Origin of the sequence: Paenibacillus odorifer, assembly GCF_000758725.1 — a bacterium.
GTDB classification, from domain to species: domain Bacteria; phylum Bacillota; class Bacilli; order Paenibacillales; family Paenibacillaceae; genus Paenibacillus_AQ; species Paenibacillus_AQ odorifer.
On record NZ_CP009428.1, the window covers coordinates 6,409,447 to 6,434,246 of the forward strand.

Consider the following 24,800-nt stretch of genomic DNA (forward strand, 5'->3'; position numbering starts at 1 on the left):
ACAACTCCTATTTTCAGCTAAATTGATCATCCGAATAAGCTATACGATCTAAACCATTATATATTAGAACATATTCGCCAGCAACACCGGATGTCAGGCAGATGTGTCCGAACGCGCAAGCTCTAATACCTTTTTTATCGCCGGCTGGTCCAGTAATGGCTTAGATTTATCCGGATCAACCTCCACATCAGGCACAGTCTTTACCTCTTCATTACAACTTCCATCAGAATTCAGACCCATTTCAAAGGAAAACCTGAAGAGATAACCGCTATTAGGCAATGCAACAACAAGCGGATCTATCCCTAGTCCATCCCCACCTGTCCTGCCGCCTACAACCGTTGCAAACCCGGTGCCTTTTACAAAGGCTGCAAGACCTTCCGATGATGAATACACAGAGCTATCTACCAGCAAATAGATTTTCCCTTTAAATCCAACAGATTTATTAGGGGTTACTACATCATTTGTTTTTCTATATGTCTTAAACATCTTTAAAGCTTCGGTTGGCAGCTTGGGCAGTTGCTCATCTTTGATGCCAGCAATAGGTTGTTGCCCCTTTGTAATCTGACGTGCTTGCATAAAGGTCTCCGCATATTTGCCTCTTGTATAAAGTAAGTATGTATTGTATTCGATAGGTTTATTGATCAACATAGGGACAAGATGAATTCTCCAATAATTACTGTTTCCTCCCCCATTTCCGCGGATATCTAATATTAATGTCTTATAGTCCTTTACCTCTATTAAAAAATCATGGATCTCGGAGCTGTCCATCTCCATGAGACTCCCGTCAAAGCTTTGCATGCCGAGATAAGCGATTCGATCGGGCTCTATAATGACTTTTTTTACATTCCCAGAAGTCTTTTTTGTTACATCTCCTACTCCATCTCCACCATTATGCATATCGTTATTGATATCATTAGAGCTTTGCTGCTCCGCTAAAGGTTTCTGGTTGTAACGGGCCAATACGTTAGGCTGCTGAAACACGTTGACCCAAGGCTCAAAACCAAAACCTAACTGAGCATACGTATGTAGATACCAGGGGTATTCTTCCTTGGATATAAAATTTGTATGCCCATTGTTTAATCTGCTAAGGACAAATCTCATACGTTTCAAAAACTCATCATCCGATTTCACGGCTGCTATTTTATTGCGGTATTCCTCTTTTTTTGCAAGCCAATCCTCTCCATTGAGACGTTTATTCACCTCTAAGAAAGGATAGTTCTCCTCAATAATCTTCCACATGTAATCAAAATCCTCTAGCCTTTGTTCTACCGTCAATGAAGGCAAAGCTATTTCTGATTGATCTTCAACTACAGCTGAAGAGGCTAGCGGTGCAACCGGACTTGCCTGGACTTGCTCAGACTCAGATTTCTTCTTTCCTGGTAAATCGCCACTGTTGCAGCTGACCAGTAATAGTAATACTACTGCAGAAACAACCACCCACGATACAGTCCTTGGCCTCACCTTAATCCCCCCTTTTCTCTCTTTATGACTTAATCCATTTTCAGGAATTTATTTTTTAATCATATTTTCCTAATCATCCTAAATCAAATATATTTATCACAATTATTTACATAATAATTCAGTAGAACAACAAAAAAGGACCTCTTTCGAGGTCCTCACACTTATGGACTATAGATCTTTAGACATTGTGATGTCAGTTACGATATATCCCATTTTTTTGTATAACTCAAATGCGCGATTGTTCTGGCCGAAGACGTGTAACCCGATTTTGGTAACATTCATCTCCCGGGCTTCTTCATCGAGTGCGATCATAGCCTGCTTGCCATAACCCTTACTCTGGAACGGTTCAAAAACATAAAAATCATAAATGAAAGCCTCGCGGCCGCCTCGGCCTTCACTTACGTTAAACCAGATATAACCAACCTGTTCATCACTGCTTATTTCTACTATAGAATATAGATAAGCACCATCTGTGTGCAGCCCTTTTGGCAAAGAGCGTGTTATGGCTTCCTCAGACAGCTTCATCGCGATCTCCGGATCCCAAGCACCGGCGCTGATCTTATCTTCCGCATAATCCCGGGTAGCTTGACCTAAGAAAAATTGAAAGGCCGACTCATCCATATGGACCAGTTTAATCATAATCTTACTCACTTCCTCGCTTCAATATTTACCATCCTATTTACGTATTAAACGGGAAGTACCACGTAAAGTTGCTAAATCTGGAGCGCCAATACCAAACATTGCTATTTTTAGCTCCAGCTCAACCTGTGCCAATGCAGCATCCAGCGCCTCTTCAGAATCGACAGCCGGCCCTAACAGATTGCGGCCAAAGCCTGCCAGATCAGCTCCAAGTGCCAGTGCTTTCGCTGCATCCACGCCATGTTTTAGTCCGCCGCTGCCAATCAAAGCGCCCTGCGGGGAAACTGCGCGCACCTCTGTGATACAATCAGCTGTTGGAGTACCCCAATCTGCGAAAGCCTCCGCCGCTGCCCGCCGTATAGGATCTACACTGCGGAACTTCTCCACCTGACTCCAGGATGTCCCGCCTGCACCCGCAACATCAATAAAAGCCGCACCTGCATTATAAAGACGTGCAGCTGCATCTCCATCAATGCCCCAGCCTACTTCTTTCACACCTACAGGGACTTCAAGTGCACGGCATACCTTCTCTATCTGGGATAGCAAAGAGGCAAAACCAGTGTTCCCTTCCGGTTGAAAGACCTCTTGCAGCCCATTCAGATGCAGTACAAGAAAATCAGCACCTGCGATATCCACAGCCCGGCGACATTCCTCAATCCCAAAACCATAGGACAGCTGTACAGCACCAATATTGGCGATAACCGGAATATCAGGTGCTTGATCCCGCACATAAAAGGTCGCCGTAAGCTCAGAGCGCTCCACTGCCGCCCGGACCGAGCCTACACCCAGCGCCCAACCACGACGCTGTGCAGCTGTGGCCAACCGGGCGTTAATCGCTCCTGTAGCTGCGCTGCCACCTGTCATCGAGCTGATGAGCAGCGGTGTACGCAGCTTGCGATCCAAAAACGTAGTCTGCAATGATATATCGTCAAAATTCAGCTCTGGAAGAGCATTATGCTGAAATCTGTAATGTTCAAACCCTGTAGTCACACCGACGCCACCTACTTCTTCATTTAGGCAAAGGCGTACATGTTCAATTTTGCGTTCGCCTGTCTTCGATGTAGGCAATAAAGATCTTTTGTCAGAAGCCTCTACAGCCGGCAGGTCCTTGCCATGATCTGCGCCAGACTGCCTAGTCGCATCATATGGCACGGCCTCTTCTGGCGTATGATTCATGCTGCGTTCCTCCTATTCCCAAACTCGATTTATTATAACATATCCCTACAGATGAATTTACAATATGAGGTTAGCGATTACAATTCTCCGGCTTAGTAATCATTAATTTCATAAACTTCGTACTAATCGTTCAAACTCATTATAGCTAGCTGAATGTTATTTATTAATGTTAAGGATATTTGGGCTGCTTCATTTCGCTCCACTAGGTGTTAATAGGTTGGTAATACACCGGAGCATCACAATCCTAAGGAAGTGCTCTGCAATAATTTCAGGAGGAACTTCCATGAATTCAGATCGTCAGCAACCCGTTCACCCCCATAAACCTAAAGATATAAACTACGCTCCCGGTTTAACTACGAAGAAACGTTCCACTTCACGCCGCCGTACACGGGTGTTATGGGCTTTCGTCATTCTACTCCTTTGGTTAACCGGCGTAATGATTTATCAGACGCACAAACCTCTACCCAGCGGTATTTCCTTTGAAAGCCCCATATACAAAACAAATCATGTATCCTTCTGGCACGACTTAACCTATTCGGACGGTACAGCCACGGGCACTCAAGAAAGTCAGATTCTTTCGAGGATTCTACAAATTATCGAGGAGTCCGATGAATTTTTGGTGATTGACCTCTTTCTTTTCAATGATTATACCCATAAAGATCAGTCATTTCCTCCAGTCAGTCGAATGTTGACGGACAAGCTTATTTTACAAAAAACTACTTATCCTGAGATGGAGATCGTCTTCATTACGGATGAGGTTAATACCAATTACAACTCTGCACCTAATCATCTCCTGGAAGAGATGAAGTCTGCAGGGATTAAAGTGATTATGACTGATGTAAATGCTCTACGCGATTCTACGCCTGCTTATTCTGCTGTCTGGCGTACCTTTATTCAATGGTTCGGACAGTCGGGCGAAGGCCGGATTCCGAATCTTATGGCCAGCGGCGGACCGGATATTACTGCTCGTTCTTATTTGAAGCTACTCAATGTAAAAGCTAATCACCGTAAGGTGGTTGTTAGTGAGAATAGCGCTCTAATCTCCTCAGGAAATATCCATGATGCCAGCGCCTATCATTCCAATATCGCTCTGGAAGTACAAGGTCCAATTATTGCTGATATTCTCCAGACGGAACAGGCCGCGGTCAATCTTTCGGATGCAGGGCCATTGCTCACTTATGAGCCGGATTTCACCAAGGATAAGGACCAGCACTCTGAAGAATCTATGGGAGTCCGCTATTTAACGGAAGGAAAGGTATATAAATATGCAAGACAAGCCCTCCAATCTGCACAGGAGGGTGACACCATTTGGATGGGTATGTTCTACCTTGCCGATGATGCAATTCTCGATGAATTGGTAGAAGCTACCGAACGAGGGGCTACGGTAAGATTGATACTGGACCCCAATCAGAACGCCTTCGGCCGTGATAAAATCGGCATTCCTAACCGTCCAGTTGCCATGAACCTGAACAAGCGCACGAACGGAAAAATCTCTATTCGCTGGTACAACACGACCAAAGAACAATATCACTCGAAGCTGCTTTTCATTGCCAAACAGACTGGAAGTTCCATCATTCTTGGCGGTTCCACCAATTTCACGACACGCAATCTGGATGACTACAACCTGGAGAATAATCTGTGGGTATCTGTAAAACAAGATCAGCCTCTTTATGCCCAGATGGAAGCCTACTTCAATCGACTGTGGAATAACGAGGACCATGAGTATACCCTACCTTTTGAGGCTTATCAGGGCGAAGTGACCTGGTTCAAATATATCCTGTTCCGGTTGCAGACCACCTTGGGCTTAACTACTTTTTAAAGCAAAAACCACCGCAGATGAGGCAAAACACCCTCTGCGGTGGTTTTTGGTTATAGTAACGGCGACATAAGTCGAGCAGCAGATTCCAGTATACGGATCACCATACGCTTATTCATAAATTCCTCATGCTCAATTAAGCTGGTAGATAATAAATCCCGCTCAAAATCAGCCACAATACGAGCAACACTCTCCGTCTGAATTAGTAATGCATTCACTTCAAAGTTAAGGTGGAAGCTGCGCATATCCATATTGGCCGTACCGATTGTTGCTATTTCACCATCGACGATAAGCAGCTTAGAGTGGATAAATCCCTTTTCATATTCATAAATCTTCACGCCAGCTTCCAGCAACGCCGGGAAATAAGAATGTGAAGCCAGAAAAGGAATCCATTTATCCGGCTTAGCCGGGAATAACAATCGCACATCTAAACCAGAAATAGCGGCTACACGCAGTGCAGTTAAGATGTCCTCATCAGGAATAAAATATGGACTGGCAATCCACACCGATTTCTCGGCAGAAGTGATCATGGAGAAGAAAATGTTTTTGAGCGCACGACGTTCGTTATCCGGTCCGCTAGCAATAATCTGTACGGCTCCATCACCTGTCATAAAGCGAAGTTGTGGAGTGAGGTAGTCTTGCTCCAGTATTTTTTCACCCGTAGTGTGCATCCAATCTTGCAGGAAAATAATTTGCATCGTCCGTACCGCTTCGCCTCTAACCAACATATGTGTGTCACGCCAAAATCCATAAGTCTTACTGCGGCTTAAATATTCATCGCCTACATTGAGACCACCCATGAATCCGACATCTCCGTCGATCACAACAATTTTACGGTGATTCCGGTAATTCACACGGCTGGAAAAAAAGGATGTTGAATTTCCGTAAGAAGCCACCTGAACTCCGGCGTCACTCATTTCCTTCAAAAAAGCTTTGGAAAGCTGAAAACTGCCAACGGCATCATACATAAATCTGACTGCAACACCGGCACGAGCTTTATCGATCAGAATTTGTTTAATGCGTGTTCCAATGTGGTCCGCCCGGAAGATGTAATACTCCATATGAATGTGATGCTTAGCTTGACGGAGCTCCAACAATAACGTACCAAACGTCTCTTCACCATTAGTGAGGATACGAGTTTCTGATGCAAAGGATATAGGAGTACGTGCTAAAGTCTTGGATAACAGCAACAGTTTTTGGCGCGAGGGATCAAAGACTGACCAATCTTGGTGCGTACGTAAAGCGTCATTCTCAATTCTTTCGTAGGCCATAAGGTCTCTTTGTGCCTTTTTATCATATTTACGGCGTTTGAACACATTTTGCCCAAATAGAAAATAGAAGACCAGTCCCAGCACCGGGATCAACGCAAGCAATAAGATCCATGACATTGTTGTAGAAGGATTACGGTTCTCCATAAAAATAGCCAAGCTAATCGAAATAACTGTCAGAGTGGAGAAGATACTAATAATCGTTCCCGCAGTACTCCCAAAAATGCCGAAACCAAAATAATAAAATGCTATGAATGCCCCAATGATAATTATAGATTGAAGTCCTCTTCTCATACTCTACCTACCTTCTTATTCATACAAGCAACACGAAATTGACACATTTTATATATTACATGAAGAACCCTTTTCTTCCTAGCTAATTACTGTGCAAAAGTCTATTTACGACAAAACTGTAACCCTTCTGTTCCGATATTTGTATTGCCTGGTTGGATGGAATATAATAATTTTGACCAACTAGTCAATTATAGAACCCAGTAGTCAGAAAGGAGGTTAATCCTTTAATGAATGATAAAACTATTGACAAGCAGGAACAAATTATTAAGATCGCCATGCAGTTATTCGCTGTGAAAGGCTCCTCGTCCACATCCATGCAAGAGATCGCTGAATTATGTGGGATTTCGAAGGGCAGTTTGTATCTGGTATTTAAATCAAAAGAAGAACTGGAGCGCAGTATCTTCCTTTATTGTTATCGGATGATTCGTGATCCCTTGTTACGTGAAGAACAGGAAACCCGACGAACACCACGTGAGAAGCTTAGGAATCAGATAGAAATTCTGCTAAGTCACGTGTACGAATTGCGCGAGTTCTTGCAGCGTCAAATTCAGGAGGTTGCGGGCAAAGGATTTGATACTGAAGTCCCGGACTGGCTGCGGAGAAACAACGCTTCCTTCTTAAGATGGTTCCAGGTGAAGATGGAGTTGCTCTATGGAAAAGACGTCGTTCCCTATACCGGAGATTTATGTATGATCGGACATGGTCTCATCAAGTCTTATATTGCGGTTATTTTTCGTAAGGATACGCAGGTACCCATTGCCGATATGGCAGATCATCTAATGAATCTAATGGATATGATTGTGTCTGGCTTACTCACTAGTAAACAGGTTCCACTAATCAACTCTGCTACTTTAGCGAACTGGATGGCGGAGAATGAGGAGAATAAACGAAAGAATCCATTACAGCTCATTAAAGAAATGAAGACTGTGGTCAGTAAATTAAATAGTATAGAATCCGAAGAAGCAGCCGATCTGCTGGAATCGCTCAATATTCTGGAAGGTGAAGTGCTTATACCTCACCCACGAAAAGCAATCATTCAGGGGATGCTGTCCAACCTCCAATCCTGCTCTGAGCTCACAGCAGAATTAGAAGAGCTGAGGAAGCTAATTGCCTCAATTCCGCACAATTCATGTGTATTTCGTTAATTGACTCTAAGAAGAGTTCGGTAGAGAGAAAGTCATGGATAGTGAGTATTATGAATTTTTATAATGGCGCCTTATTTCGTAAAGAAAAGGGCCGAGAGGAGCAGAAACGAAACTTATGAAAAGCTTAATTAATTTCTCGCTCAGGAACAAATTTGCCATTTGGCTTCTGACGATAATTATTGTGTTTGCCGGTTTATATAGCGGACTGACGATGAAGCAAGAAACCTTGCCTAATATTAGTATACCCTATCTTAGCGTAACAACCATTTATCCGGGGGCCGCACCAGAAGGCGTCGTTAATGATGTCAGCAAACCGTTGGAGCAAAAGCTCCGCAATGTGGATGGTGTAAAGACGATCACCTCCACTTCTCTGGAGAATGCCTCCAGTATCCAAATTGAATTCGATTACGGAACAAATCTGGATAATGCTACAGCAGCAGTGCGCGAATCGCTAAATGAGGTCTCATTGCCAGACAATGTGCAGAAGCCTTCCATTTCCCGTTTTAGCCTTAGCTCAATGCCTGTCGTTTCGCTCAGTCTTTCCAATGGAGATACCCAGGACCTTGAGGAATTGACACGTATTGCTGAGAACGATATTCGCCCAGCCCTAGAGGATGTTGAGGGTGTGGCTTCTATTCAAATCTCTGGTCAATACGTCAAAGAAGTATCACTTAAATTCAATCAAGATAAGCTCAGCCAATATGGACTGACTGAAGATACCGTTAAAGGTATCATTCAAGGCTCTTCCCTCCGTGTTCCACTAGGACTATTCGAGATGGACAAGGCTCAAAAGGCAGTTGTCGTGGACGGCAACATCACTACCGTTGAAGATCTTAAAAATGTGACCATACCGGTAATGCCAACTGGCGCTAACGCTGCAGGTGCTGCAGGTGCTGGAGCTACCGGCGCTGGTGCTGCTAACGGAGCTGCTGGTGCAGGTGCTGGAAATGCTGCTCCTGGCGGAGCTGCAAGTATGGGACTTCCAACCGTGAAGCTCGGAGAGTTGGCCACGATTGAGGTTGTGGGGAATTCCGAATCCATCTCCCGTACAAATGGTAAAGAATCGATCGGTATTCAGATTGTCAAAGCCAATGATGCCAACACTGTTGATGTTGTAAATGGCGTTAAAGACAAAACTGAAGAATTAAAAGCACAATATAAAGGCATTGACCTTACTGTTCTGCTTGACCAAGGTAAGCCCATTGAGGACTCCGTAAATACGATGTTGTCCAAAGCTGTGTTTGGTGCCTTATTCGCAGTAATTATCATTTTGGTGTTCCTGCGGAATATTCGTTCGACGATTATTTCTATCATCTCTATTCCATTATCCCTGCTGATTGCAGTGCTGTGTCTGCGGCAGATGAACATTACGCTTAATATGATGACACTTGGAGCGATGACGGTCGCGATCGGGCGGGTAGTCGATGACTCGATTGTAGTTATAGAGAACATATATCGACGGCTCTCCTTATCTGGTGAGAAACTGAAGGGCAGAGAATTAATCAGTGCAGCCACGCGTGAAATGTTCGTGCCTATCATGTCCTCTACAATTGTAACCATCGCGGTGTTCTTACCACTTGCTTTGGTTAGTGGTATGGTTGGTGAGCTGTTCTTGCCTTTCGCTCTAACCATGGTCTTCGCCCTGCTCGCTTCATTAGTAGTTGCGATTACCCTAGTTCCTGCAATGGCTCACTCGTTGTTCCGTAATGGATTGAAAGGTAAAAAAACTCACAGCGAGAAACCAGACAAACTTTCTGCTGGTTATCAAAAGATTCTGAACTGGTGTCTTTCTCATAAACTCGTTACGTTTGGAGTTGCCGTTCTTCTCCTTGCGGGCAGCTTATTCTTAATCAAGCCTATTGGTGTAAGCTTCATGCCATCCCAAGAGGATAAAACTGTAATGCTTACTTATTCACCAAAGGCTGGACAACGGATTGAGGAAGTTCAAGAACAAGGTCTGAAAGCTGAAAAATACATTTTAGCGCAGAAGCATATAGACAAAATGCAATATTCCATCGGCGGTGGAAGCCCGATGGGTATGGGTGGATCCAGCAATTCAGGACTATTTTTCATCGTTTATGATAGTGATACTCCTGATTTCGAAGCTGTTAAAGAGAAACTTATTGAAGGTTTGACCGCAGAAGTGCCAGATGGTGTATGGGGTGACATGTCCGCTCTGATGAGTGGAGGTATGGGTGGAAGCACTCTAACCGTGAATGTATTCGGAGATGAACTGGATCAGCTGAAGCCGGTCGCGGATGAGATTGCCTCAATCGTACAGGCTGACACCACTAATTTCAAAGACGCGGAAACAAGTCTCAAAGAAGCATACGATCAATATACGATTGTAGCGGATCAACAGAAGCTTAGCTCCCTTGGACTTACAGCCGGACAAATTGCGATGAAGCTGAGTCCAGCAGGCACGCGTCCAGTGCTCACAGAAGTAGAATTGGACGGCAAGAACTACAAAGTCTATATCGAAACAGATAAAGAAACGTACAAGAGCATTAAAGAAATGGAAGAGGCTACTTTGACATCGCCACTAGGCATCTCCGTGCCAATCGGGCAAGTCGCTAAAATTGAAAATGGCTCCTCCCCTGACTCGATTACTCGTATGGACGGTAAAATGAAGGTAGATGTTACTGCCGAAATTATTTCGAGTGACGTGAATAGCGCTTCGAACAGCGTGAAAGAAAAAGTAGATGCTATGGAATTGCCTGATGGTGTAACTGTTACCTTCGGCGGTGTAACCGAGCAGATCAATGATACGTTTGGTCAATTAGGAATTGCTATGGCGGCCGCTATTGCCATCGTATACTTCGTGCTTGTGGTTACATTTGGCGGTGGATTAGCACCATTCGCTATCCTGTTCTCACTTCCTTTCACAGTGATTGGGGTACTCGTTGCCTTGCTGATCGCTGGGGAAACCTTAAACGTGTCCTCGCTCATGGGTGCGCTGATGTTGATTGGTATCGTAGTAACGAATGCGATTGTCCTCATCGACCGCGTTATTCATAAGGAAAAAGAAGGACTCACTACGCGTCAAGCCTTGCTTGAAGCAGGTGGCACACGTTTACGTCCAATCCTGATGACTGCCCTTGCAACGATTGGTGCATTGCTGCCATTGGTTACTGGACTTGAAAATAGTGCAGGAATTATCTCTAAGGGGCTCGGCGTGACCGTAATCGGTGGTTTGGTCAGTTCCACGCTGCTGACACTTGTAGTAGTGCCAGTCGTGTATGAATTCCTGATGAAATTCCGCAGCAAAAAGGTAATTGATTAGAACTATGATGTGAACAAGTAAATAGGCTCACACGAGAGGCTGTCTCCAAAGTAGTGAATTCTACTTATGAGGCAGCTTCTTTTTTTAGAAAATAGGCTGTACATTGGATTCTCACTTTAGCAAATAGACTGTGCGCCACGCCTAGTGGTGTTCTATGCCATTAGGTTGAACGGTGTGTGGAGAGCGGTGGATGATGTGCGTTTGTGCGTAGCGGAGGGCGATATACCGTGAGCGCTGGATGATATACGAGGAGCGGTGAGCGGTGAACGATGTGCAATTTATGGTGGGTGTTTGCGATGTGTGGTATACGGCGGTGATCTGCGTTGGTCGTTTGGACGGCATACATTTGTGTTTACTGCGTTCTGTGTTTGTACGATGTGCGGAGTGGATCTTAAACTAATTAGGGAAAAACTCCCTGAAAAAAGCTGATATTCGCTCTAAATGCACGAAATTAGGGAATTCCTCCCTGATAATAAGGGGAATTTCTTTAATTACCATCGAAACAGCTAAACTTTAGGGAGCTTTTCCCTAATTAATAGTCTGATGACTGAAAATCCCAGAATTTCGGGGAGAAATTCCGCAATTATTGTATCGGTGCTTCAGTTAATCATCATTTAGTGCTTCACAACGATTCTTTTCCCCATGCTCAGCACGCAAAAGCCCGGCCTAATGGATAGGTCGGGCTTTCTAATATTAAATGCTTGTAGCTGCACTGCTCTCCAATGAAGCTCTCCAGGAACGAAGCATTTGCAGATCAAGTGGCAGAAACTCCTCAAGCATATGAGAGAGGCCTAGATATAGCGGACTATCTGTTGCTGCATTTAGTTTCTGACAGAACTGCGGTGTCCATTGAAGTAGATGCTTTTCCAAAAAGGACTCCTGAATATCAAGCAGCTCCATAGCACTTCTTATTGAAAAACTATTGTAAAGCATACGCTCATGCATGACTGCCATAAATTCGAGCTCAATAGCAATATGATCATCGGCTTCACCATTACACTTATTGAATACAATTCCAGCGGAGGTGTACACATCTGCAAGCACGTTGCAGAAATCCTCCGAACGACCTAAAATCGCTGCTTCGCGCAATTTAAAAGAACTAACGGACTGTTCTTGCATAAGCCGTTTATATTCTTTGCTCTCTTTCTCGCATATCATTGGCAGCTTGTTCGGTTCCTGACTCAAATAGCGCTTCAGCTCCCGACCGCCTTCTGTCATCTCTGCCGCTACACTCATCTGGCGATGGCGGCTCCATTGAGCCACTAGAGAGAGTGATGGTTTTCTACCCAAAAAATCCACTAAAAGCTGATATATTAATCCCCGACTTTCCAACCAACGGCTAAAAGCCTCCGGAACGGTGAGCGATGGAACAGTATGTGTACTCATTTTGCAAATCCTCCTCAATGGTTTCCCGGTCACTCTCCGTCACACACATTACCGACGTGCGGTTTCCGGTATCCTATCTGTTTTCGCAAAAGTGAACGTTAAAACTAATCCGCACCTAGATTATATCGGAAATTAAAAGCGCTTTCCGTGAGCATTCTATGTCTAAAAACTTTATTTGTCGTACTTTTGTCACACTTTTCGTTGTTCAATATGCGTTATCTTCTTATCTAGTTTGTCCAGTTTTATGTAATGAAACCCTGTCGTCCAGAACTTTGCTCATTGACGTGAATCCAAGCAATCTTTAAAATTCTAAACAAGTATAAACATCTTCGCGTTCTGTCCTGTTAGTGATGTTAGGCGTTTATACGAGAAAATTCAAGAGCAATTTATCAGCCATATTTAAAGGAAGGGAGCAACGCCATGGAGCCGCTGACGGACCCTTTTGGACGTTTACACGATTACATCCGCATTTCGGTTACCGACCGCTGCAACCTGCGTTGCATCTATTGTATGCCAGCGGAAGGGATGCAATTCCAACCGCAGGACGAGATTCTAAGTTACGAGGAAATTACCGCAGTCGTTAAGTCGCTAGCCCCTCTTGGATTACGTAAAGTACGACTAACTGGCGGAGAACCTCTTGTCCGCAAAGATCTGGAAAAGCTTGTTGCGATGATATCCGCGATTCCAGGTATAGAAGATATTTCGCTGACTACAAATGGTTTAATGCTTCCAGCCAAAGCCGCGCTGTTAAAAGAGGCTGGTCTGTCACGGGTAAACATCAGCCTAGACTCTTTACGGCAGGATCGATTTTCTATGATTACTCGTGGCGGTGAAGTCGCCAAGGTATTAAAGGGGATCGAGGCCGCACAAGCCGCCGGACTTCAACCGATAAAGCTTAACGTTGTATTGATGAAAGGAATTAATGACGACGAAATCAAAGACTTCATCTCCCTTACGCTGGAGAGTCCTCTAAATGTACGCTTTATAGAATACATGCCGATTGGCAGTGCTACTGATGCTTGGCGCCAAACTTATCTGCCTCTGGAAAGGGTTGTAGAAGCTTGTACTGAGGCTGGTTGGGAAACGGAAGCGGCAGAAATGCCCTCCGGGAATGGCCCTTCCCAGAATCGGCGGGTTGTTGGAGCCCCTGGTACATTCGGCCTGATTCATCCGGTGAGCGATCACTTCTGCGATAATTGCAACCGCCTGAGACTTACCGCAGATGGGCACATCAAAGCTTGCCTGTATTGGGCAGATGAATACAATGTCCGTCCTTTAATAAGCGATCCTGCTGCTGTGCAGGCCTTATTCCGGAAAGCGCTGGGCAACAAACCTCATAACCATGAAATGGCCTTAGCTCTGGAGAAAAAAGCACAAAGCCACACGCCGACAGCTCGGCGCATGTCTCAAATTGGTGGATAAACGTCCATCCCGGTATTATAGTTCCTCTTTTAATTTCATAAATACAAAAAACGCCGCTTTCCCACTGAACAATCTGGGAAAGCGGCGTTTGGTTTAAAGCTTAGCGATGAACTATTCAATCACTATTAGAGAGACAGAGCTTCGAGCAGCTTATAAATAGTCGCTCCTGCCTCGGCTCTTGTGGCATTATTCTCAGGACGGAAGGTGTTATCCTCGAATCCACCCAGAAAACCAGCTTCAGCTGGTTTTCACATACAGCAAATTTATTTCATTCGTACTCGCAAGCTCACCTTAAAGGCGGTTCCTTCCCCCGGACGACTATGTACAGTTACCTTACCTTCATGCAGCTCAACGATTTTTTTAACCAGTGACAGACCCAGTCCACTACCGCCACCACTTGCGGTTCTAGCTTTATCTGCCTTATAGAAACGCTCGAAGATCCGAGGCAGATCTTCCTCCGAGATGCCAATCCCGCTATCTTGAATCTCCACCTCTACCTGCTCATCCACCATGCGAAGGCTAATATGGATGTAACCGTTCTGCGGAGTAAACTTGATGCTGTTATGCAGTAGATTGGTCCAGACCTGGCTCATTAAATCTTTTACAGCAGATACATTCACTTCTTCCAGTTCAGCCTCTACCTCTATATTTTTCTCCAACCACTGTGGTTCAGAAGCCAGAATCGTATCTCTAAGCTGCTTATCCAGGCGGTAAATCTGATTTTCAAACGGAAAATTGCCCGATTCAAGCGCGGACAGCTTCAATAAATTATCACTGAGCCCAGATACACGGGTACTCTCAGCCACGATAATATTAAGGTAGTGCCTCCTGCTCTTCACACTCAAAGTTTCATCCTGCAGCGCAAGAGCAAAGCCGCGGATAGAGGTTAGCGGAGATTGAATTTCATGCGATACATTAGAGATAAAGTCTTGACGCATGGTCTCCATCTGACTCAGTTCGCTGGCCATTACGTTGATGCTCTCTACAATCTCACCAAAATCACCATAGTCCTTAGTATTATCGAGTACCACATTGAAATCACCCTTAGCAATACGCCCTAAACCTTCGATAATTGATTTATAAAAAACACGTTCCCAGCCCCGGAATAACTTGGAGGTTACCAATGCCATCATGAACAAAATCACAATTCCGACCATCACGCCGATTAACTGGGTCAAATACTCCGAAGAGGGGCGTCCAACCCTGCCATATATCCAGTTCATTAAGAAATAAGCTGCACTCCAGCTAATCCCAACGCCACCGAAGTAAATAAAAGTCATCCCAATCCGCTTAAGAAGCTCCTTAAACCGGTTCATGCCTCTGCCTCCAGCCGATAGCCTAATCCGCGGATGGTACGAATAACAAACCCGTATTTATCTGGAGCGAACCGTTCGCGTAAACGGTTGATATGCACATCGAGCGTCCGCTCATTCCCTTCAAAATCATAACCCCATATCTCTTCGATCAGCCTGTCTCTAGTCAATGTCTGCCCCGGATAGCTGCCCAGCTTAAACAACAGCTCAAATTCCTTAAGCGGCAAGGTGACTTCTCCATACTCTGAGGATACCTCGTAGGTTTTACGATTCATTCGCAGCCGGCCGATCCCCACACTTTGTGCAGCAGAGATTTGGTAACGTTTGAGCAGCGCCTTTACTCGCGCAATAAGCACCACTGGCTCAAAGGGTTTGACGAGATAGTCATCACTTCCCAGTTCAAAGCCCTTCACAATTTGGGAGGTCTCACCCTTAGCCGTCAGCATCAATATCGGAAAATCATAAGTTTGGCGCATCTTCCGGCACAGCTCCCAGCCATCCAAATTGGGCATCATCACATCAATAATGGCTAAGTCTATGTTATGGCTCTCCAGAATCTGAAGAGCCTCCAGTCCATCAGAAGCTCCATAGATGTCATCCATCCCCTCAGCTCTCAGAAATACTTCTACCAATTCGCGGATGTGCGGATCGTCGTCCGCTACTAGTATTTTTGTCATGTATCACTGGAGCCTCCTCTTTATTGTCTTGAATCTCAAGGTTATTCATCTGCAGCTGCTGGGTGGCAAATTCACGATACAGCTCATGGTTTTCCAGCAGTTCTTCATGTCTTCCCATCCCGGTAATCTGGCCCTTTTCCATAAAAATAATCTGCTCAGCATTTACAACAGTAGCCAAACGGTGCGCAATTACAATCGTAGTCCGGCCCTTCATCAAATTGGACAGTGCTTTCTGTACTACGGACTCTGATTGGCTATCCAGACTGGAGGTAGCCTCATCAAGCATAAGAATCTTTGGATTCCGCAGCAGCGCTCTAGCAATAGCAATCCGTTGCCGCTGTCCACCTGAGAGCTTCACACCTCTCTCACCAACATCCGTATTATATCCTTCAGGAAGCTCATCGATAAAGCCATCTGCATAAGCCATTGCTGCTGCTGCACGCATCTCCTCCATGCTAACGTCGCGATCCAATCCATAGGTTAAATTCTCAGCAATCGTACCTGCCAATAATGGGCTTTCCTGTGAGACATACCCGATCAGTTTCCGCCATGAGCGTAAAGAGAAGGTTGACACTGGTTTATCACCTAACTTAACCATACCTTTCTGAGGCTCATAGAATCGTTCGAGCAGTGAAAATAATGTAGTCTTGCCGCCCCCGCTCGGTCCAACAATAGCCGTCACCTGACCCGGAAGCATCCGAAAGCTTACATCGGTTAGCACATTCTCACCATTTTTATATCCAAAGCTTAGATCTTCTACCGAGATAGGACCTTCTGCACCGTTCGCCTCTTCCTGGCCCTCATATACCTCCTCTTCTGCTGCCAGGGTTTCAATAATGCGCTCTGATGCCCCTTTAGCCTTCTGAATCTGTGTAAAGAACGTGGTCAATTGAGTAAGCGGCATAATAATCTGAATAAGATACAGGATAAAGGCTACCAGCTCTCCAGCTGTCAAAGCCCCGGAAGATACCTGCATTCCGCCATAACCGATAATGACCACAAGTAACATCATAAAAACAAAAGAGACAAGTGGACTGATCATAGCGCTGATTTTGCCTTCACGAATACCAAAGGAGAGCAGGTTCATAATTCCGGTTTTGCCTGCTTCGTACTCTTTTTTCTCTGCACCCGAGGATTTCACCAGACGGATTTCTGACAATACACCACTAAGTGTCGCGGTAAAAGAGGCTGTTTCGTCCTGCATACCTTTGGAGATTTTGTACATCTGCCGTCCAAGCGGCACCAGAATCAACGCAGATAGTGGAAGAACGGTGAATAGAACAAGCGTCATTTTCCAATTTAAAAATAACAGCACAGCAATGGAGCCCACAATGGAGATCACTCCGGTAAATAAGCTGGCCAGATGTTCAGAAATCAGCGTTTTGATGATCCCTGTATCATTCGTCATCCGGCTGACGCTTTCTCCTGTTCGATTATCATTGTAATAAGCTACTGGCAATACTAAAAATTTACGCCATAACCGGTCACGTAGACCTGCAACCATCTTCTGGCCCACGTAATTCAGCAGATAGATGGAAATTCCCCCGGCGATCGTCTGCGCGATAAAAGCACCCGCTATACCCGCAATTTGCAGCTTGCTGACGGAGGCCAAAGAAAAGCCATCCACCAGATTTTTGGTGAACATTGGGATCACCAGACTAACCAATGTCGAGATCATGCTTAGTGCAATGGCTATTGCCAATAAGCCGTATGAAGGCTTGGTCTCTTTTAATAATGTGAGGAATGGCTTCAGCGCCGTTTTCCCCTTAGCTTCGGATTTTCTCATGCAAAAACTCCCCTTTTCTTGGTGACTCTGCGAGAAGAGTGTATCATCTCTGTTTCGCTTAACCCCATCCTAGCCCTGAATTGTAAACTGAAGTTAAACCCGTTGATCCGCTTTTGTACGACGTAGATAGGGTAATCCTCAGGCATATTCCTAGTAAGGAGGAGCGATCTCTTAACATTTCTGCCACCTGCAAACTTGTTATATGCGTTTTTTGTCACTTAGCGGATCAAATTTAAATAAACGTTAAAAAAATGTAAAAAAGTAAAAAAGGAAGTTTGTATCCCTTTTCAACACGTGTTACAGTGATAGAAGGGCCTAATATTGGTCAGTATATCCATGCAAGACATCTAGTGGGAAAGGAGTGACGCATTTGCGGAAAGGCGTTAACTATCCATCTTCTTTCACGTCTTTAAAATGGTTCAATTTTTTTGTATACGGAACCATGGTCCTCTTCTCCAGCTTCTTTCAACTATACCTGCTGGATGTAGGGATGAACAAATTAGAGATCGGTGCCGTATTCTCTATGGGTGCGCTAGTATCCATCTTTGCAAATCCATTCTGGGCGATCTGGACTGACCGATACCAGAATATCCGGCGAATCGTTTTGCTTATGTTAATCGGAACATTAGTGTTATCCCAGCTTATGTTTCGGGCAAATACATATGAGATGATCTACATCTCCATTCTTTTGTTCTATTTCTTCCAAGGACCGTTATTTGCTCAGAGCAATACGATGATTCTCAGCTATATTGACGGAACTAACTATCGCTTCCGTTCTTTTCGGCTTTGGGGTTCATTGGGGTGGGCACTAATTGCAATTGCCGCCGGATTGGTCCTAGATTGGGCTGGTGTATCTATCTTGTCCTATCTGTTTGCAGGCTTACTATGTGCATCAATGTTATCCATTCTTGCATTACCGAAACTTAACCATACCATTGGCATGGCTCCTATGCCGTATAGAGGCTTCAGCAAACTAATTTATAATCCCTTTTTCTTGTGTTTCATATTGTTTGGTATCCTAGTTTCCATACCGAACACCATGAACACTACATTCATGTCTTTGTATATTACGGACCTAGGCGGCTCCAAGGGAATGATTGGTCTCGCAGTATTCCTCTCCTCTATTTTGGAAGTGGGTGTATTTGTTCTCTGCGACCGATTCCTTAAACGTAAAATATCTGTTCTGCTCGGCTGGCTTGCACTGGTTAGCGCTTTATTCGTACTACGATGGTGGTTCATGGCGGACGCGACTACAGCCCTCCAAGTAGTGCTCATTCAAATTTTACACTGCATAACATTTGGTGGTTTCTTCTATGTAGGCACTCAACTGACCATGCTTCTTATTCCAAGACCTTACCGTGCTTCAGGACAAGCGCTCTACACACTGACTTGGAGCGGTATAGCCGGTATTGTTGGAGGAGTTCTCGGAGGGTGGATGTATCAAAATCTAGGGGCACAGAGCATGTATCAAGCGGGTGTCTTCTTGACACTGTTTGGAACGCTAGGCTTTACTTTCATGTGGCTCTTTGTAAACCGTGGAGGCTACCGGCCCCCTACAGAGGATGAGGAAGAACTCTCTCACATCGAAATATTATAAGCGAAAATATAAAAAACAGGCTCAAACGTACCTAAACGGGACGTTTGAGCCTGTTTTATTATAAAGAACCTGAACGAATCAAGTGTTAGCCTTGTTTTGGAGGCTGAAATGAACTCTTCAGTGAAACGATAAGATTGAATACGAGATGCCCAGGCGCCGAATATTTGCTATCTACATTAAAATAGCCATGACGGAAGAACTGGAATTTATCCTGAGCCACACTGTCCTTAAGCGCGGGTTCCACAAAACCTTGTAAGATTTCAATGGATTTAGGATTAAGCTGATCCAAGAAGCTAGGCTCCGCTTTCTCTACCGTGGAATCCAGACCTTCAACTTCTGCAGCTTCATCTACTTCTTCAGCAGAAATCAGTGGCTCGTATAAACGGAATTCTGCAGGCACAGCTTGACTAGCTTCTACCCAGTGCAGAGTACCTTTTACCTTACGGCCTGTAAATCCACTGCCACTCTTTGTTTCCGGATCATACGTACAATGCAGTTCAACAACCTCGCCATTCTCATCTTTAATGACTTCATTACATTTGATGAAATAAGCATGCTTCAGGCGTACTTCATTGCCGGGGAACAAGCGGAAATATTTATTGGGCGGATTCTCCATAAAGTCGTCGCGCTCAACATAAATCTCACGAGAGAACGGAATTTGGCGTACACCCATTTCTTCATTCTCTGTATTATTCTCCGCTTCAAGCCATTCTGTTTGGCCTTCCGGATAATTGGTGATAACAACCTTAAGCGGACGAAGTATAGCCATGGTGCGAGGCACAGTTAACTTAAGGTCTTCCCGGATAAAGTGCTCCAGCATTTGCAGGTCCACTAGACCCTGACTCTTGGAGATCCCTGCTTCGTACACGAATTTACGAATCGCTTCCGGCGTATATCCTCTGCGGCGCAGGCCGGAGATCGTTGGCATCCGCGGATCGTCCCAGCCATCCACATGTTTTTCGTCTACCAGCAGCTTCAGCTTACGTTTACTAGTCATGGTTTGAGCGAGATTCAGACGGCCGAATTCATATTGATGCGGAACTGAAGGCATCTCACATTCCGCTACGACCCAATCATAAAATGGGCGTTGATCTTCAAACTCAAGCGAACAAAGGGAGTGAGTTACTCCTTCAATAGCGTCCTCAAGTGGATGAGCGAACGTATACATCGGATAGATGCACCATTTATCCCCTGTATTATGGTGATGCGCATGAGTAATCCGATAGATGACAGGATCACGCAGATTAATATTTGGTGATGCCATATCGATCTTGGCACGAAGAACCTTCTCACCATCTTTGAATTCCCCTGCCCGCATACGGCGGAACAGATCCAAATTCTCTTCGATGCTGCGCTCACGATGTGGACTGTTCTGTCCTGGCTCTGTCAGCGTTCCCCGCAATTGGCGAATTTCATCCGCGCTGAGGTCATCTACATAAGCTTTACCTTTAGTAATTAATAATTCGGCACGTTTGTACATTTCCTCAAAATAATCCGATGCAAAACGCAGCTCTTCCCATTCATAACCCAGCCACTTTACATCTTCCTGAATGGAGTTCACATATTCCGTATCTTCTTTGGCAGGATTCGTGTCGTCAAATCTTAGGTTAGTCTTGCCACCGAACTCGTCCGCCAGTGTAAAGTTAATCCAAATCGCCTTGGCATGTCCGATATGTAAGTAACCGTTCGGCTCCGGCGGAAAGCGTGTGACAACTTCTTTTACTTTACCCGTACGGAGGTCTTCGGTAATAACATTTTTAATAAAATTGGAGGGGGTAGTACGGTTCTCCACAGCTATCAACCTTTCGTTCTGTAGTGTTACACTACTTCTTGTATAAACATGTTTCCTACTAATATACCCGTTAACTGTAGATTGTTCAATAAAAGGGGGCACATGGCCTGGATCAATTTTTAGCATCTTTAGACCTTTTGACTTCTCTGCGGGCGATAGAGTAGCATGATAATCATAAGAAAAAATCCATAATCATACATAAGGCCTTGTGCCGAAAAGGAGGCAACTGCTTGTTTAATTATGTCATCGACGAAGAGCATATCTTAAAGCCACTCATGCCTGAGCATGCTAGGCACATATTCGCGTTAGTGGAGCGCTCGCGGGAACGACTTAGGCAATGGCTTCCTTGGGTTGATGCCGTTACGGAACAGGATCACACCCTTAATTTCATTAAAAATGCTATAAAACAAGGCACCGACAATGGCGCCTTCACTGCTGGACTTTGGGTCCGCGGCGAGCTCGCCGGTGTCATTGGGTATCACCAGATTGACTGGCATAACCGTTCCGTAGGGATTGGTTATTGGCTTGGTGATGGCTATGAAGGCAAAGGTTATATGACCAGCGCCTGCCGAGTTCTAGTAGACTACGCACTGCTGGAAATGGAGTTGCAGCGGGTAGAAATTCGCTGCGCGACCGCCAACGTAACTAGCCGGGCAATTCCTGAACGGCTTGGTTTTGTGCTCGAAGGTGTGATCAGACAGGCAGAAAAGCTGCCCGATGGCTACGTGAATCACGCCGTATATGGTTTATTGCGTAGTGAGTGGCAGCTGCTCGGCTAAGTTACGTAAGCAAAGTTAAACAAACACACAAGCAGAAATAAACCTGGCTGGCATACGCCCCCAGGTTTATTTTATTGAGCAGACCAAGATTAGATCCCTGGCATACCCAGCTGTTTTCGAAACTTGTTCCGTACTACGGCTGAGAGGGCTTCCAGCTCCACAAGCTCTGCCAGAGCAGCTTCCTCTTGCAGCCCAACCTGCATTAAATGCAGTACATGCGCCACGGAAGCATTGCTGTCTCCGTTTTCTTTTTTGACAATTGCATCGCCGGTTGAAATCATTCCTTCACGAAGTACACGCAAGTAAAATCCGCTATACCTTGTATCCAGAACTTGAGCCGGAAGATCTGCGGGTCCATGCTTTTGTGAGATTTTGAAGCAAGGATATCTTGGCTGGCTAACCTGAAGCAAAGTGGTGCCTATTTCATATACATCGCCAATACACACCTCTGTCTCCAGCAGACCCGTTGTGGTGATATTTTCTCCGAAAGCCGAGTACTCCAGTTTCTTTCCCAGCTGCTGTTCCCAATAAGGATAGTGCTCAATGGGATAGGCGCACACCGCCTTGTCAGGACCTCCATGATGTTTAAGATCTGCCTGACCATCTCCAACAAATCCATTGGTATGCAGCCGAACCGATCCTTCTACAGGCGTTTTATAAATTCCGGTCTCCAAAGGTTTTCCCCGATAATCCACCGTCACCGGCCGACCGACATTAAGCGAGACGATCTCCATATCCATTTCCTCCTGTCAGCATACAGCTCATAAATATCTCATCCACATAACGGCCGCCAAGATAAAACTCCTCCCGCAGACGTCCCTCTTCCACAAAACCGCATTTCCGGTAAAAAGAAATCGCTGATTCATTACAGGATAATACACGCAGGCGAAGCTTACGAATAGCATGCGCCGCAGCATGTTCCTTAATGGCTTCCATGAGCTGCCGGCCGATGCCTAAACGTTGATAGTTCGGATGAACAGCAATATTAACCTCGCACACATGCCGGTTGCTCTCCATTCTACTAGGGCAGCCAAACCCGACATATCCGCATAGCTTGTCATCTTGCAGCGCTACGAGCTGAGAGCCCGGAGGAGCATTCAGCAAGAAATCCTCTTGTGAGCGCCACAACATAGGTCCCGGGCTAGTGTCCTCTGTCCAAATCAGATGGTCCAGATCAATCAGTTCTCGCACGTCTTTAATCTCTGATGGTCTAATAGTTAACCTTGCCTTGTTGATTTGTTTCATAAGATGTACACCCCTTGCCTTGCACCTCTATAGAATTCACAGCAGATGTTGGAATCCACTGTGTATAGTTATCTTACGGACCGCTCTAACGAATGGCCTTTACGATTGACTAAAGAATGGATGACGAAAAATCCTACAGACAGCAGCGCCATCGCACAGGCCAGCCAGGCTGTTGGTGCCAAACCACCGCTATCATACAGTCTGCCCATGAAGTAAGGGCCAATGACTCTCCCGACTGCACCAATCCCTCCGCTTAGTCCCAAATAAAATGGTGCGCTGCGCCCCGCATGATCCGAGATAAAGGATGGCATCGCTGGAGAAATCAGCATTTCTCCCAGTGTAGCAAGCACCATTCCGAGCACTAAGCCAGGATAATTAGGCATCCACAAAAGAAACGCATAGCCACCCAAATAAAACAGGGCACTTGCAGTCATTTGCGCCGTTGAGGTAGACGCGAACCAGCGCTTAATCATTGTTACCAATGGCTGAGCTGCAAAAATCAAAATACCGTTCAGTGTCCAGAGAAAACCATAAGTTTTCTTAGGCCAGCCCTCTGAAATAATGAACGGAGATACCCCTGTATTCCAGATAGAGTTACCGAGAAGCAGGAACAAAGAACCGATCCCCATATAAAGATAAATACGAGTATGCCCCATTAGCTTCCACGTGGATTGTTTCTCTGGTTCATTCTTCTGATGCCCCATTACCTCATGCGCAGGTTCTCCACCGATTTTCTTCAGATATATAAAAAAGAAACCCGCAAATACCGCCGAAGTTACACCATTCATTACAAAGCTTAGCATATAGGAAATATCGGCCAAAAAACCACTTAATGCCGTACCCAGTGCTACACCAATATTATTGGCGACATAAATAACATTAAACAGCTCACCACGCTGCTTCGTGAAACGAAAGCCGATAAATGCCTGAATGGCAGGTAATGATAAGGAATTAAATAATCCTACCAGTCCCATTGCAACCATAAATAACGTCCAGTTGTTACTAGCTGCCGGCAAGGTGAACAGTGCCAAAGCATTCATGGCGAGCGCTCCGACAATCAGCCGGTTAACGCCTACCTTATGATAGAGTGAGCCCCCGAGTAGTTGACCCACGATCCCACCAACCGATTGAATAAGAATCACCAGTCCAGCATCTGACATGCTGCGTCCAAGCTCATCAAATACATACATCGTAACGAGCGGCCACATCAGCGCACTACCTGTTGCATTAATTAGGCTGGCAATTAGAAATATTTTCACTTCTTTTGGATATGCCTGTAAAAACTTCATAAGTAGTGTACATCCCCTGTTATATATGTGTCATTAATTCATCCAGTATTATCCCAAAACAGGGTTATGAGCAAGCATACACATTGACGTTTTATCGCGATAAAGTACGCATGAAATCTAGAGAATAAAACGCACATATCGCATGAATTATCCCGTCTCCCTTGGGGTTCACGTCCGCAGCCCTTCCTAGCTCTAATATCTATTCTTATTTTAAAGCCGTGGCTGTCGTCCGTAAAGCAAACTAAACAAGAAGAAACTGATTCGCTTTTAGAAAGACGGGGTAATAGAGCCTAGAAACACTCCCCCTTCAAAATTCGCCGTGATCCGATTTCGTTCCCCCGAGCGCGGATATATCACGGCGGATTTTTTTGTGTCTACATAACAAAAAGCACCCCTAAAACATTAACGCCACCAATAAGGCAGACCTTGAAT

18 protein-coding genes and 1 pseudogene are annotated in these 24,800 nt (G+C 45.1%); 6 read left to right on the forward strand and 13 right to left on the reverse strand.

The genetic code is table 11. The features are described 5' to 3' along the window. Window positions 1-93 precede the first annotated feature (93 nt). The 3 genes from PODO_RS28050 to fni form a co-directional block, all read right to left on the reverse strand. The gene (locus PODO_RS28050) at window positions 94-1,461 is read right to left on the reverse strand and encodes a S41 family peptidase (RefSeq protein WP_143763750.1); all 1,368 of its coding nucleotides are present in this window, start codon (window positions 1,459-1,461) and stop codon (window positions 94-96) included. Between the two features lie 168 nt (window positions 1,462-1,629). Then, the gene (locus PODO_RS28055) at window positions 1,630-2,100 is read right to left on the reverse strand and encodes a GNAT family N-acetyltransferase (RefSeq protein ID WP_235219460.1); all 471 of its coding nucleotides are present in this window, start codon (window positions 2,098-2,100) and stop codon (window positions 1,630-1,632) included. Window positions 2,101-2,136: 36 nt separating this feature from the next. Further along, entirely contained in the window at window positions 2,137-3,276 is a 1,140-nt protein-coding gene (fni, locus tag PODO_RS28060) for a type 2 isopentenyl-diphosphate Delta-isomerase (RefSeq protein WP_080742651.1), read from the reverse strand. A gap of 283 nt (window positions 3,277-3,559) precedes the next feature. On the opposite strand from fni, the gene PODO_RS28065 reads away from it, so the two are divergent. Then, window positions 3,560-5,095: a phospholipase D family protein gene (locus PODO_RS28065; protein ID WP_052097373.1), complete on the forward strand. Its 1,536-nt coding sequence runs from the start codon at window positions 3,560-3,562 to the stop codon at window positions 5,093-5,095. A gap of 50 nt (window positions 5,096-5,145) precedes the next feature. Here the strand turns inward: PODO_RS28065 and cls are convergent, their stop codons facing one another. Continuing rightward, a complete protein-coding gene (gene cls / locus PODO_RS28070; RefSeq protein ID WP_036681607.1) occupies window positions 5,146-6,654 on the reverse strand; it encodes a cardiolipin synthase in 1,509 nt (502 codons plus the stop codon). 227 nt (window positions 6,655-6,881) lie between these two features. On the opposite strand from cls, the gene PODO_RS28075 reads away from it, so the two are divergent. Together PODO_RS28075 and PODO_RS28080 are read left to right on the forward strand one after the other, a co-directional pair. Then, the gene (locus tag PODO_RS28075; RefSeq protein WP_036681609.1) at window positions 6,882-7,799 is read left to right on the forward strand and encodes a TetR/AcrR family transcriptional regulator; all 918 of its coding nucleotides are present in this window, start codon (window positions 6,882-6,884) and stop codon (window positions 7,797-7,799) included. A 115-nt stretch (window positions 7,800-7,914) separates the two neighbouring features. Beyond that, complete coding sequence (locus PODO_RS28080) at window positions 7,915-11,082, forward strand: efflux RND transporter permease subunit (RefSeq protein ID WP_038573655.1); 3,168 nt, start codon at window positions 7,915-7,917, stop codon at window positions 11,080-11,082. Between the two features lie 693 nt (window positions 11,083-11,775). On the opposite strand, the gene PODO_RS28085 is transcribed toward PODO_RS28080, so the two are convergent. Continuing rightward, window positions 11,776-12,468: a TorD/DmsD family molecular chaperone gene (locus PODO_RS28085; protein WP_036681926.1), complete on the reverse strand. Its 693-nt coding sequence runs from the start codon at window positions 12,466-12,468 to the stop codon at window positions 11,776-11,778. A gap of 420 nt (window positions 12,469-12,888) precedes the next feature. On the opposite strand from PODO_RS28085, the gene moaA reads away from it, so the two are divergent. Beyond that, window positions 12,889-13,890, forward strand: a complete 1,002-nt coding sequence (gene moaA, locus PODO_RS28090) for a GTP 3',8-cyclase MoaA (RefSeq protein WP_036681928.1) — start codon at window positions 12,889-12,891, stop codon at window positions 13,888-13,890. Between the two features lie 125 nt (window positions 13,891-14,015). On the opposite strand, the pseudogene PODO_RS32380 reads toward moaA, so the two are convergent. From PODO_RS32380 to PODO_RS28105, 4 genes and pseudogenes are all read right to left on the reverse strand, one after another. Continuing rightward, a pseudogene (locus PODO_RS32380) lies at window positions 14,016-14,123 on the reverse strand (S-layer homology domain-containing protein); the annotation flags it as partial. A 30-nt stretch (window positions 14,124-14,153) separates the two neighbouring features. After that, entirely contained in the window at window positions 14,154-15,206 is a 1,053-nt protein-coding gene (locus tag PODO_RS28095) for a HAMP domain-containing sensor histidine kinase (protein ID WP_038573657.1), read from the reverse strand. Continuing rightward, window positions 15,203-15,880 carry a response regulator transcription factor gene (locus PODO_RS28100; RefSeq protein ID WP_036681932.1) on the reverse strand — a complete coding sequence of 226 codons (678 nt, stop codon included), beginning with the start codon at window positions 15,878-15,880 and terminating at the stop codon, window positions 15,203-15,205. Before PODO_RS28100 ends, PODO_RS28095 begins: the two co-directional genes overlap by 4 nt. Then, entirely contained in the window at window positions 15,810-17,666 is a 1,857-nt protein-coding gene (locus PODO_RS28105; RefSeq protein ID WP_038573659.1) for an ABC transporter ATP-binding protein, read from the reverse strand. The genes PODO_RS28100 and PODO_RS28105 overlap by 71 nt, the downstream gene beginning before the upstream one ends. A 361-nt stretch (window positions 17,667-18,027) precedes the next feature. Between PODO_RS28105 and PODO_RS28110 the strand changes: the two genes are divergently transcribed. Further along, window positions 18,028-19,263, forward strand: a complete 1,236-nt coding sequence (locus PODO_RS28110) for an MFS transporter (protein WP_305953522.1) — start codon at window positions 18,028-18,030, stop codon at window positions 19,261-19,263. Window positions 19,264-19,348: 85 nt separating this feature from the next. Here PODO_RS28110 and PODO_RS28115 read toward each other — a convergent pair whose 3' ends face one another. Next, the gene (locus tag PODO_RS28115; protein WP_038574952.1) at window positions 19,349-21,055 is read right to left on the reverse strand and encodes a glutamine--tRNA ligase/YqeY domain fusion protein; all 1,707 of its coding nucleotides are present in this window, start codon (window positions 21,053-21,055) and stop codon (window positions 19,349-19,351) included. 230 nt (window positions 21,056-21,285) lie between these two features. Between PODO_RS28115 and PODO_RS28120 the strand changes: the two genes are divergently transcribed. Continuing rightward, window positions 21,286-21,834: a GNAT family N-acetyltransferase gene (locus tag PODO_RS28120; protein ID WP_038573663.1), complete on the forward strand. Its 549-nt coding sequence runs from the start codon at window positions 21,286-21,288 to the stop codon at window positions 21,832-21,834. Window positions 21,835-21,923: 89 nt separating this feature from the next. On the opposite strand, the gene PODO_RS28125 is transcribed toward PODO_RS28120, so the two are convergent. The 3 genes from PODO_RS28125 to PODO_RS28135 form a co-directional block, all read right to left on the reverse strand. Further along, window positions 21,924-22,568 carry an MOSC domain-containing protein gene (locus PODO_RS28125; RefSeq protein WP_080742652.1) on the reverse strand — a complete coding sequence of 215 codons (645 nt, stop codon included), beginning with the start codon at window positions 22,566-22,568 and terminating at the stop codon, window positions 21,924-21,926. After that, window positions 22,549-23,079 (reverse strand): GNAT family N-acetyltransferase, encoded by a 531-nt coding sequence (locus PODO_RS28130; protein WP_038573668.1) that lies wholly within the window; start codon window positions 23,077-23,079, stop codon window positions 22,549-22,551. Before PODO_RS28130 ends, PODO_RS28125 begins: the two co-directional genes overlap by 20 nt. A gap of 68 nt (window positions 23,080-23,147) precedes the next feature. Further along, entirely contained in the window at window positions 23,148-24,368 is a 1,221-nt protein-coding gene (locus PODO_RS28135) for an MFS transporter (protein WP_036681946.1), read from the reverse strand. Window positions 24,369-24,800 lie beyond the last annotated feature (432 nt).